The sequence below is a fragment of the Adhaeribacter swui genome (assembly GCF_014217805.1).
Taxonomy (GTDB): Bacteria; Bacteroidota; Bacteroidia; order Cytophagales; family Hymenobacteraceae; genus Adhaeribacter; species Adhaeribacter swui.
In genome coordinates this window covers 2,283,729-2,296,339 of record NZ_CP055156.1, presented here as the reverse complement: position 1 = coordinate 2,296,339, position 12,611 = coordinate 2,283,729, and the positions used below count along the sequence as shown (strand labels likewise).

Sequence of the window (12,611 nt, the reverse complement as noted above, 5' to 3'; positions counted from 1 at the left end):
AGCCATAATATCTAGGTAAAATAACAGTTACAGAAAGGTAAGGCGGTACCATAAAATGATGTTAAGAAGTAAAACACGGAAGGTAACTAAAGCAGCTTTGGAGTAAACCGCCTATATTTTTAAAATAAAAGCAGGAAATAGACATAATAACAGGCAATTACTCAGGTAAGCTTACGCGTAACTGCTTGCTGGTACCAGCAGATTAGATATTTACCAGGAATTTAAAAAATTACACTTAAGGGTATAATACTGGCTATCAGTTCTGTAGTTTTAAAGTAAGTAATTCTATCATCCAAAGCAAGGCTATTTTGAACAAATACAGCTACTAACTCAATAATTTTTAAATATTTAATAATTAACTTAATTCAAAAGTAGCTTCGAAAGCTACTTACTTAAATTAACACATTAAACCAGCACTTCTTCCTCCGTTACTACGCCCGAAAATGCCAGTTGTTGTTTAGTGGTGTTAAACTCGTTTTCGCTTTTGGCAATTACAATAGTAGCTACCCCGTTGCCGATAATATTGGTGATGGCCCGCGCTTCGGACATAAACCGGTCTACACCGAGCAGCAAAGCTAGCCCTTCTACCGGAATAATTTTGGTAGCTGTAATGGTAGATGCCAGCACAATAAAACCACTGCCGGTAATACCGGCGGCCCCTTTGGAGGTAAGCATCAGAATGGCAATAATGGTGGCTTCCTGGGCCAGCGTGAGGTTAATATCAAAAACCTGCGCCAGAAAAATAACCGCAATACTCAGATAAATACTCGTACCATCGAGGTTAAAAGAATAGCCCGTAGGCACTACTAAGCCCACTACCGGTTTCGAGCAACCCATTTTTTCCAGTTTGCGCATGAGCTGCGGCAACGCCGACTCTGAAGAAGAAGTACCCAGTACCAGCAGCAGTTCTTCTTTAATAAATTTTAAATATTGCCACAGGCTGACTTTATAATAAGCCATAATCAGGTTGAGCACCACAAAAATAAACAGGAACATGGTAAGGTAAACCGTAAGCATGAGTTTACCTAAAGGCAATAAAGTATCTATGCCGTATTTGCCAATGGTAAAAGCCATGCCGCCAAAAGCGCCCAGCGGTGCCAGTTTCATGATAATAGCCAGCACCCGAAAAAATACCGCCGCCAGTTTTTCGAAAACCGCGATAATAGAACGACCAGCTTCGCCTACTTTGGTTAAAGCCACCCCAAACAACACCGAGAAAAACAAAACTTGTAAAATATCGCCTTTGGCAAAAGCATCGACAACGCTGGACGGAATAATGTGCATGAAATATTCGACCCAATTAATTTCGGCGGCTTGTTTGGTGTAGGTACTAATGTCGCCTTTAGCCAGAGCTGCCAGATTAATACCGTGGCCCGGTTTTAAAGAATTAGCGGCTACTACACCAATTATTAAAGCAAACGTAGTTACCACCTCAAAATACAACAGCGCTTTGCCGCCAACCCGACCTACTTTTTTTAAATTTCCCATGTTGCCGATGCCCAGCACAATGGTTAAAAAAATAATGGGCGCAATAACCATTTTAATCAGGTTAATAAAAATCTCGCTGATGGGCCGGAGTTGGGCCGCCGTTTCCGGAAAAAGTACACCCGTAAGAATACCTAAGGCAATCGCGAGTAAAACCTGGAAAGTAAGGTTGCGGTAAAGTAAGCGCATAAAATTTTTCTATTTTCGCTTAAAAGATAAACAGAATTACCCGAAACTTCCCACAAGTTTAAATTTGGGCTTTAGAAAAAAGAAATAGAAAGGTTGATTCTTGCCTTTTGCTTCACCACACCGGATTAAATCAATTACCAGGCTTGTAAACCAGGTGGCTACTTCTGCAAAATCTTATTTTTTAAATTTTTTTAAAAATGGGGTTGTAATAAGGCGAAGGGCTGGAACAGGAAGTTACCACGTAAAACATGCGACGCCTTTGCCTATTTATATAGTAAGTTGGTTGATTCTTGGCAATGCAATTTATACCGGATCCCATATTCCGGCCGGTTAAAAAATCAAATTTTTAAAAATTAAAATTTTGGCTATTCGGCGCGGGCAATTTCTTTCCGGGTATTATCTGCTTTCCGGGTTTTAATTTTGTTTACCACCAATTCTCCTACCTGCCGGCCTTCGGTTTGGCCGTTTGTAATGGATGGTATGTAATGAATACCGCCGTACAACCGGCTAACGGCTGCTTCTTCGGCGGCCTGGTGAAACGACTTAAATTGGCGGGGAGGCAACCCAAATACTATTTCGGTAGAGTCGGTGTAAGCAAAGTTGTCGCCGTATAATTCGGTAAGCGCAACCGCTGCCGCTGTAGAAATAACGCTATGCCCACTCGGATACTCCGGAAAAGGCGGAGTTTGCAGTAAGGGTACCCAATCTTTATCGATGTAGGTGTTAATAACAGTTTCGGGCCGGATGAGGGCGCTGCGGTATTTTTCGTCCCAGCACGATATAAAGCCATCGGCCACCGCCACCGATACCAGCGTATACGTTTCTACGGTTTTCATAAAATCGGCTTTCGACTTTTTAGCGGCTACCGCGGCAATATTAACCCAATGGCCGCCCGGGCTAATTTTTTTGGTAGCGTACATCACGTGGCCCGTGTTATGCATCACAAACGGATTACAATCCCAGAAAGAAGCAATGGCCCGTTGTTCTTCGGTAAGGTTTATACCGGCATCGTATACCTGCATTACTTCTTTATAAAAATCGCTGTTTTTACTTACATCAAATTTGCTGGGCACTGCCGGTTTAAATTGGCTGCAGGAGTCTAAAGCAAACGGCCGGATTTTGTACCAGAAAGGTTCTACGGCATCCATGTAAGCGGGCGGCGTAGGTTGCCATTTTCCGGGGTCGGTAACCACGGTATAACGCTGGCCGCGGGTTTGGCGGTAACCATCTTCGTTGGCCCATTCCAATATAGTTTTACCTACGGCTTCGCCAAACGCCATAGAACGGTTATACACTTCTTCGTTTAGGCCGGCTTCTTTGTATTTTTGGTAAACCAAGGGTTCAAATTCATCTATTTTGTCGCCGGAAAATGTTAAGGTACGGCCCACCGTTAAGAAAGCGCGCAAACTAGCCAAGGGGTAGCAATATTCCTGATTGGGCGCTGGTTGCGGTAAATTTTTTAAATTTTTTAATTGCCCGGCTAACGATTGGTAATCCGGATGCCCCGGCACCAAAGCTTCGTAAGCCGCAATATTGGCGTAAGCGTAAATGCGACTGGCTACAGGCGGCGAAAAAATATCGTGCACCATTACGTCGGTTAGCTTCCGCACGGTAGTATGCATCACATCCGGATTGGCCAGCGTAGCTTCGTCAGCCTTTTTTTTCTGGCAACTTACTCCGACTAGTAAAACAAGGGCAACTAAAATAAATTTAAATAGACGCATCACAAGAAAAACAATGCGCTTTCACCAGAAATTACCTCAGTTCTGGCAAAGGCGGCATTGGTATATTTTATTAAAGATACTAAATAAATAACAAAGGTTAAATTGATAAAAATTTAAAAAACTGCTTTGCTTAGTAGCAATTTAAGTAATTGAGAAAAGAGTAAGAAATATTAGAATGATAACGCTTAAGTTCTTTACCTTAATAACTGCAACTTTATCTTTCTATAATTAAACCTTCTTCCTTTAATTGTTCCAAATAGAGCAGTTGATCATTAATCGGAGGGTAAACTTTTTTAATTATTTCCCAGATAACTTTATTCTTGTTTTCATTGGTAGATTGTAAAATAGAGTAATTCCGCCATGTTCTGCCACGAGTAAAGAACATTCCTAAATCTTCATTCCAATAGAATTCGACGCCACTATCTATTGCTCCATTGGAGGCCGTAAAATGATCTATTTTATAATTTTTGCTTCCTATTTTAATGAAATATTCTTTTACAAGGTGAATGGTATCTGCATCAAAATAAGGGCTAACTAACTTTAATTTTGTTTTAGCTTTTTTATCAATCCTATAAGAAACAGTATCAAAAGCAGTTTTATAAGAAAAAAGAATGCTATTTGCCTGGATTTTTTTTTCAACAATAACTTTAATTGTGTCAATCGTTCTTTGCCCCACCAATATTCTTTTAATAAAATATTCTTCTGGTTTAGGCGTACACGAAACTAAACAGAAGTAAAATAAGGCTATAATGGAGGCGTACTTCATCCTGACTACCTGTAACTAAATAATACTCTACTTACTAACCAGAGCATTTACCGAGCCAGCAGAATTTTTTGGGCGAAATACTTGCAAAGGAGCATTGTTGCGGGAAACCAGATAAATAAGACCAGTAGCCGTTTTTAAAGTTTTAATATCCCTAACTTCGCCGTTAAGCAGAAAACCGCTGCTGGTAGGCATTACCGGCTTAAAGGCGCCTTTGCCGTTGCCCTGTAACATTAACCCGTAACTGGCATCGTAGCGGCCCTGGTACATGCTCACCCCGTAAAAATTACCGCCCAGTAAAACGTCTAAATTCCCGTCCTGATTAACATCGGTGGGGTAAAAAGTAAAAATTTTAGAAACCTGGGCCTCCAGGGGCAAAGGCACTACTTTAAACTGTTTTTTACCGTTATTTTCTAAATACACCGACTCAAACTGATTTACTTCTAATACTTTAGCTTCTTTCAATTCGTCTTTGTCAAATATTTCTTCAATGGTTTTACCCGGAAATTCTTTGTAGTTGGTAAACTTTTTATTGATGAACGGCATCTGCTTGCCCATTTCGTCTTTGGTGGCTACAGGAAACCATTTATCGCCTAAACTATAAGCCAGAATATGATCGAGGGTTTGGTTACCGTCGAGGTCTTTTACGTACAGCCGCAGTTTGGTATCGGGCTGTTTGCGCAGCTTGGTGTTAGTTCCCAGGTTGCCCACTACAAAATCCAGATCGCCGTCTTTATCAAAATCGGCGGCCTGAATAGTTTGCCACAAGCCATTGGTTTGCGCCAAACCGTTCGGAGCGGTAGTTTCTACTAAGCGGTTCTTCTGATTTTCAAAAATGCGGATGGGCATGTAATCGCCCACCACAATTAAATCTAAATCGCCGTCCTGGTCGTAATCAGCCCAGGCAGCATCGGTAATCATGCCGGCTTGCTGAAGAGCCGGAGCCAACTGCGCGGTTTGGTCGCTGAACTTTCCCTGACCGTTATTAATAAGCAAGTACGAATGCGGCGAATTACCATATTGATAGCCCACCACACGCCCGCCGACAAAAAGATCTAAGTCGCCATCTTGGTCATAATCAGCTACTTTCACGCAACTTTTATTATCGTACATGGGCGGCAGGTTGGCGCTTTTGGTGAATGTTCCTTTCCCATCGTTCAGATATAACCGGTCGAATTGCTCAGGCATTTTGCCGTAAAACTCGTTGCCGCCACTTACCACGTATAAATCTAAATCGCCGTCTTTATCAGCATCAAACAAAGCGGCATCCACGTCTTCAAAAGTAGAATCAGCCTGAAAAAGCGCCTGGTTAGTGGCCAGAAACTTTCCGTTTTTCTGCTGCACAAACAATTTACCGGCCTGCCATTTGCCGCCGCCCACGTAAAAATCATCTAACCCATCTTGGTTTACATCGCCTACTGCCAGCTTAGGCCCTTCGGTAGAAACCTGGAACGGCATTAAACTTTCGCGGTAAAAATCGAGGTAGTTATTTTCCTGATGTTTATAATCGATGCCCGTCGTTTTTGTAATATCTTCAAAAACCGGCGGCGTTTTCGGGAATAATTGCGCGTAGTACCTGGTGGCTTCTTCCTGGGCCTCGGCTTGTTTTAAATTTAGGGTAGCGTTCGCCTTTACATTGGTTTTGACTTGCACTTTTTGGTTCGGCCAGATCACAATCACAGTATCGGCTTGGGAGGCTTTGCCTAAGCCAAAATTTAAAACGGGCTCTACCGAAGATAAAAACCCGCGGGTTGGTGTAAGTTGCTGGTATTGCAATTGGCCAGCGTGCTTTACAAACACCTTCGCTCCCAGCCCGTAGGTATTTAGTTGTTCGCCTTGCAGCTTAATTTTTAAAAAATGGTGCTTGCTTAATTTGTCGCTTTGGTTTTGGTAAATGCTGGCAGGCGCATTAATGTTATTCGTAATTAAATCTAAATCGCCGTCGTTATCCAGATCGGCGTAAACGGCCCCATTAGAAATATTTGGTTCGGCAAATCCCCAATTCGTCGATTCATCCTGAAAGCGCAGACTGCTGGTACCACGGTATATGTAATTATGCACTTTCCCTTCCGGCATCATACTGATGGCTTTTTGATTGAGACTGCTGGATGTTTTCATAGCATAGCGCAGCGAATCATCAGAAGCAAACTTCACATAATCCAGGTTATTCGGGCGGTGCACAATGCCGTTGGTTACAAAAATATCTTTGATCCCATCATTATCGTAGTCAGCCAGCAGCGTGCTCCAGCTCCAGTCGGTGGCGGCTACACCGGCCATTAAACCTATTTCGGAAAACTTCTGACCCACCATATTTAACTGCAAGCAATTACGGCTGTATTGGTTATGGTAACCAAACTGAAGTTTATACTGGTAAATGTCGTAAGAATCTTCGCCCAACGATGATTTTTCAATTTTTTCATCTTCCGGATACATATCCAGAGTCATAATATCCGGGTAGCCGTCGTTGTTCATGTCGGCGGCATCGCAACCCATCGAAAACCGGCTTAAATGTTGAAAATGATTTTTAACACTTTCGGTAAAAGTGCCGTCGCCATTGTTCAGGTAATAATAATCATCTTCGTGAAAATCGTTGGTTACGTAAATATCTTCCCAGCCATCGTTGTTATAATCGCCCACCACAATGCCTAAGCCGTAGCCCATGGCGGCGCCGTAAATACCGGCCTTTTGGCTCACATCTTTAAATTTTACCGGCTTGTTTGAAGGAGCAACTTTACCACCTGAAATTAATTGGTTTTCTAAAAGATAATCTCCAGCTTCGTTGTTGCGTAAATGGCGCGTAGAAACCCGGTCGTAGCTGCGCGAGGTATGTACCGCATGGTTCAATAAATACACGTCTAAATCGCCATCGTGGTCGTAATCAAAAAAGGCGGCCTGGGTGGCAAAACCAGTAAAATCTAAACCATAATCGGCGGCTTTTTCGGTAAACGTTACGCTTCCATCAGGTTCGGCGCCATTATTAATGTACAACTCGTTCGCCCCTTCCAGGCCTTTAAAATTACCCACGGCACTCACGTAAATATCGAGCCAGCCATCGCCGTTTATATCCACCATAGTAACGCCGGTTTTCCAATCGGCAAATCCGCCAATTCCGGCCTGCTCCGAAATATCCTGAAACTGGAAATTGCCTTTATTTAAGTATAACTGGTTTTTGCCCTGGTTTGAGACAAAAAACAAATCTGTTAGCCCATCTTTATTTAAGTCGCCGGCAGCTACGCCGGCCCCATTATAGAAGTACAGGTAATCCAGAATATTAAGATCATCTGTTTCTTTTAAATTATTGGCAAACGTAACGTGGGTTTTGGCAGAATCTAATGCCTGAAAAAGCGGTTTACCGGCGGGTGTGTTTTTTTTAGTATTGGTGCACGCCGCAAACAGGCACAACACACTAAACAATGCTCCGAAAATGGTAAATGAAATGTTATTTTTGGTAACGATATACTTGTAATTTGTCATTGTTTTTAGCTAAAATAAGAAGTGGCTGGCCGTTGGCTCCTGTTATAATTTGGGAACGGCGCACCTGTCCTTTCACATGTAATCCGGATTTTTGCGGGGGTACCGCGCTAAAGTTGCCTTTGCCCAAGCCTTGCAGCATTAAACCCAAATTAGCATCGTAACGGCCAAGTTCCGGGAGTACATCAAAAAAGTTACCGGTTAGCAGCAAATCGGTAATCCCATCGTGGTTATAATCTAAGGTTTCGATGCCGTAAATAGGAGAAAATTGTGCTTCGATGGGTAAAGCTTTGGGTAAAAATTTAAAATTTCCGTTGTTAATCAGGATGGTAGTATTGGGGTTGGCAACTTTTTTTACAATGGCATCTTGTAAATCTTCTTCCGAGAAAATATCAGTTACTTGTTTATTAGCGAAGTTGGCGTACTTAATAAATTTCTTTTTAATGCCGGGCACCTGTTTTTGTAAATCGTGTTTCAGAACCATGGGGTAGCTTTTCCCATCTTCGGAATAACACGATATAATCTGTTCTACCGAACCATTTTTATCGAAATCACCGGCGTATAATTCGGCAGGTTGCTGGGCGGTAGCCGTAATGCGGCTGTTTCTACCGGCGTTACCCAAGATAAAGTCTACATCGCCATCGCCATCTACATCGGCAGCTTTAATGGTATTCCACCAGCCTGTTAAATTTTTAAATTCGGCTGGTTTACTGTTTAATAACTGGCGGCCTTTATTGTTTTTATAAATTTCAACGGACATCCAATCGCCCACTACAATTAACTCCGGATATTTATCGCCGTCTACATCGGCCCAGACAGCGTCGGTAACCATGCCCAATTCATTTTTGGGCAAGTAGCGTTTGGTATAATTTTTAAAATTTCCGCTTCCGTCGTTTATATACAAAAAGCTCGGTGGGTCGTAGCCGTATTTGCCCGAAATCATGCGGCTGCCAATAAACAAATCTATGTCGCCGTCCAGGTCAAAATCTGCGGCGGCTACGCAGGAACCATTTTCGGCAATATTGGGCAAACGATCATCCCGGGTAAAATTACCTTTACCATCATTCCGGTAAAACCGGTCCAGCAGTTCCGGCGCATTCGCTTCAAATTCGTTGCTTCCGGTTACTACATACAAATCCAGATCCTGGTCGTTGTCGGCGTCAAAGAAAACAGCGTCTACATCTTCGTAGATACTATCGGCTTTAAAAGCAACCGGCGATTTATCCGTGAAAGTACCGTTCTTTTGTTGAATGTAAAGTTTTTTCGCAGAACCAGCTGCCCCCCCTACAAACACATCTTCCAGGCCATCCCCGTTTACGTCGCCGGTAGCTAAGGCGGGGCCTTGTGTCGAGAGCATTTGCTTTAATAAGCCGTCGCGGTTATAATCTACAAAATTGCTTTCTACGTGCTGGTAGTTGAGCTTTACTTGGTCGGTTACATCGGTAAAAGTTTTCTTAACCGGTGTATTTTTAAATTTATACGTTTGGTTAGCCTGTTTATAATCGAGCAATAAGTCTTGGTTAGATTTTACCTGCGGCAAAACCTGCATTTTATCATCGGGCCAGATAATACGTACCGAATCGATGGCAGCCGTTTTACCCAGGCCAAAAACTAAAACCGGATCTACGGATGACTCAAAGCCTCGATTGGGGATTTGCTGCTGGTATATTTTTTTGTCTTTTTGATATATATAAACCTTAGCTCCTACGCCATTCGGGTTTTTATCCGGGCCTTTTAACTTTACCCGTAAAAAGGCATTTTTTAATTTTTCGGTAGTTTGGTTACGAAAAATAGAAACCGGGGTATTTACATTATTTACTACCAGATCTAAATCGCCATCGTTATCTAAATCGCCGTAAGCCGCCCCATTAGAGAAACTCGGTTCGCCTAAGCCCCAATCAAAGGAGTGATTTTTAAATTTTAAATTTCCGTAATTTTTAAAAGCGTAGTTCGGAATAGGAGTAGCCGGTATCTTATCTAGAAATTCTTTAAAATTAAATTTTTTACCGGCCGCCATTTGCCGCATATTATTTTCGTCGGCTAAAAAATTTACAAAATCCTGATCGGTAATATCTTTGGCAATACCATTGGCGACGAATATATCTTTCAGGCCATCATTGTCCATGTCAAAGAGCAAAGCGCCCCAACTCCAATCGGTGGCCTGCACCCCGGCTAAACGGGCCACTTCGTTAAAAGCACCATCGCCGTTATTCAGGTGCAACATATTCTGTAAGTACTGGTAATGAAAATCGCGGGAAAGTTTTAGTTGAAACAGCTCATAACTATCGGTAGTAAACATGGTTTTCAGGCGGCGGTCGTTGCCGGGCAGCATATCCGTTACAAAAATATCCAGGTTACCGTCGTTGTTAATGTCCGCTATATCGGCCCCCATAGATGATAAGCTCTGGTGCTGCATCCAATCTTTCGACGATTCCGTGAAAGTACCATTTTTGTTATTGATGTATAGGTAATCGTGCTCGTAAAAATCGTTAGAAATGTAAATATCCAGCCAATTATCGTTATTTACATCGCCTACCGTAATGCCCAAGCCAAAACCAATAATGCTGCCGTAAATACCAGCTTCTTCGCTTACATCGGTAAAGCGTGCACCATCGTTCCGGAAAAACTTATGCCCACCCAGCGAGTCGCGCTGTTCGCGCAAATTGCTGTACTGCAGGCGCCCCACCGGAATAAAGCTGTTATTCAGCAAAAACATATCTAAGTCGCCGTCGCGGTCATAATCAAAAAAAGCGGCGTGGGTAGAGTAGCCCTTATCATTTAATCTATATTCATCCGCTTTTTCGGTATAAGTAGGAATGCCTTTATCAGATAAGCCCGTGCAGATATACAATTCATTCGCGCGGTCGTCCTGGCTTCGGTTACCGGAATTGCACACGTATATATCTATCAGGCCATCGCCATTTACATCGGCAAAAGTAGCCCCGGTACTCCAGGCCCGTTTACCAGCTACCCCGGCCTCTACCGTTATATCTTGAAAGGTAAAGTTTCCTTTGTTCAGGAATAATTTATTTTCCTGCATGTTCGAAATCAGGAAAACATCGGACAACCCATCATTATTTACATCACCGAGGGCTACGCCACCGCCGTTATAAAAATTGCGATAATTAAAAATATTAAACTCTTTATCGTCAGTTACCTGGTTGGTAAAATAAATATTGGTTTGTTGCGGAGATAAAGTTTCAAACAGAGGATCGGTGGGCGTTTTCGGGTTAGATTCGGAATTTTGACTTTTATCGCGACACCCCAGCAGAGTAAGAAAAACAAAAATTAAAATTTTGCGCATACGCGTAATTCAAACAGTCTATAAATGTAATTAAAACTTACAAGTAAAATAAGCCCTAGACCGTAATTATTAAACAGTAAAGATTTTAATGAATATAAAAAAAGCAAGCCCGTTCCCGAGCTTGCTTTTCTAAATTGTTTTATTAGAATTAATAACCCGGATTTTGTTTCAGCTTCGGATTTAATGAAATCTGGCTGGTTGGTATCGGGAACAAATTTCTAAAATCTTCTGATTGCTCCTTAAACCTTCTGGCGGCAGTATATTTTCCGAAACGAATTAAATCTTGCCGGCGGTGATACTCCCAGGCGAGTTCGCGGCCACGCTCCGCTAAAATCATATCTTCATTAAGCGTTGTAAACGGATCTACGCCTCTTAATTCCCGGATAAAGTTAAAATCTTCCAGAGCTCCGGCCAGATCCCCATTCCGGAAACGAGCTTCGCCCCGCATAAGGTAAACATCGCCTAAACGGAAGATAACAAAGTCATTGTCCTGGTCGGTGTTTGGGTTATTTCTTTGAATTTCGTACTTCTGGCTTCTTACCCCGGCGGCCCGGGCTACAGGGCCGGCTGGCATTTCAAAGGCTGGAATTTCGGGAGTAAAAGCTAAAGGCTGGCCATCGTCTAACAGCGGCGTACCATCGGCTTTATACTGCTGGCCCACAATCCACATTTTTTTACGCACGTCTTTATCTTCGAAGGAGTTATAAAACTCAGCTAAAGTAGCGTAACCATTCCAGGGAGCAGTACCAATGTTATACGTTTGCTGGTTTAAATAATGCAGCGTCCGCATCTGAATATTCATGCCACCCCGTTTACTTTTATCGAAAGGCGTAGCCAGAATAATTTCAGGCGAAGTTTGGTTAGTGATACTGAAATTAGATAAAAAGTCGGTAGCCATCTGGTATTTACCCGAGTTGATTATCAAATCGGTTTGCTCAATAACTTTAGCCCACTGGGGTGTACCGGTATATACTTGCGCGTTTAGGTACAGCTTCGCTAAAATCATGTTGGCTACATACTTGTTCATCCGGCCGTACTGCACCGCACCTACTGTTTCCGGTAAATCTGGTAAAGCGGCCAGCAATTCTTTTTCTACCCAGGCATATACTTCGGCTCTGGATTTTTGCTCCGGGCTTTCGGTACCTACCGTTTCGGCAATAATTACGTTGCCAAAATGATCCATAGCGATGTAATGGTAAAATGCCCGCAGGGTTTTTAATTCCGCAATAGTGGCTTTATCGGTAATGGCCGGGTTAGCTAATTGCCGGTTAATAGCAGTAGAGTTATTGTAAACCCAGGTCCAGAGCCCGTTAAAGGCACCATCGTCCTGCGATGGGTTCCAGGTATGCTGGTAAAGGCGTTTCCAGGCATCGCCATCTTTCCAGTCACCACCGCGGGTAGGTACAATTTGTTCATCGGTAGTAGCATTAAGCTGCTGATACCGGTCGAAGTAACCGCCCAATTCGCCGTAAAGCGGCCCGATTAATGCGCTAAGTTGCTCGGGATTATTCCCAAAAGCATCCTGCGAAAGCTGATCACTTACTTCTTCGTCCAGATCGGTACAGGATTGGACAAATAGCAGCCCAAGTGCCGAACCAGCGAAAAGTAAAGGTTTAATATATTTATTCATCTGAGTATTTTTTAATTTTTTATGAATCAAAGAAATATGTATGTG

6 protein-coding genes are annotated in these 12,611 nt (G+C 42.7%); all 6 read right to left on the bottom strand.

Annotated elements, in window-relative coordinates:
- Positions 1 to 405 precede the first annotated feature (405 nt).
- The 6 genes from HUW51_RS10060 to HUW51_RS10035 all read right to left on the bottom strand — a co-directional run bounded on the left by HUW51_RS10060 (position 406) and on the right by HUW51_RS10035 (position 12,566).
- Positions 406 to 1,674 carry a dicarboxylate/amino acid:cation symporter gene (locus HUW51_RS10060; protein ID WP_185273899.1) on the bottom strand — a complete coding sequence of 423 codons (1,269 nt, stop codon included), beginning with the start codon at positions 1,672 to 1,674 and terminating at the stop codon, positions 406 to 408.
- 365 nt (positions 1,675 to 2,039) lie between these two features.
- Positions 2,040 to 3,398, bottom strand: a complete 1,359-nt coding sequence (locus tag HUW51_RS10055; RefSeq protein WP_185273898.1) for a vanadium-dependent haloperoxidase — start codon at positions 3,396 to 3,398, stop codon at positions 2,040 to 2,042.
- 214 nt (positions 3,399 to 3,612) lie between these two features.
- Complete coding sequence (locus HUW51_RS10050; protein WP_185273896.1) at positions 3,613 to 4,164, bottom strand: hypothetical protein; 552 nt, start codon at positions 4,162 to 4,164, stop codon at positions 3,613 to 3,615.
- A 27-nt stretch (positions 4,165 to 4,191) separates the two neighbouring features.
- Positions 4,192 to 7,635, bottom strand: a complete 3,444-nt coding sequence (locus HUW51_RS10045; RefSeq protein ID WP_185273894.1) for a VCBS repeat-containing protein — start codon at positions 7,633 to 7,635, stop codon at positions 4,192 to 4,194.
- Positions 7,601 to 10,936 carry a VCBS repeat-containing protein gene (locus tag HUW51_RS10040; RefSeq protein WP_185273892.1) on the bottom strand — a complete coding sequence of 1,112 codons (3,336 nt, stop codon included), beginning with the start codon at positions 10,934 to 10,936 and terminating at the stop codon, positions 7,601 to 7,603. Before HUW51_RS10040 ends, HUW51_RS10045 begins: the two co-directional genes overlap by 35 nt.
- A 148-nt stretch (positions 10,937 to 11,084) precedes the next feature.
- Positions 11,085 to 12,566, bottom strand: a complete 1,482-nt coding sequence (locus tag HUW51_RS10035) for a RagB/SusD family nutrient uptake outer membrane protein (RefSeq protein ID WP_185273890.1) — start codon at positions 12,564 to 12,566, stop codon at positions 11,085 to 11,087.
- Between the last annotated feature and the right edge of the window lie 45 nt (positions 12,567 to 12,611).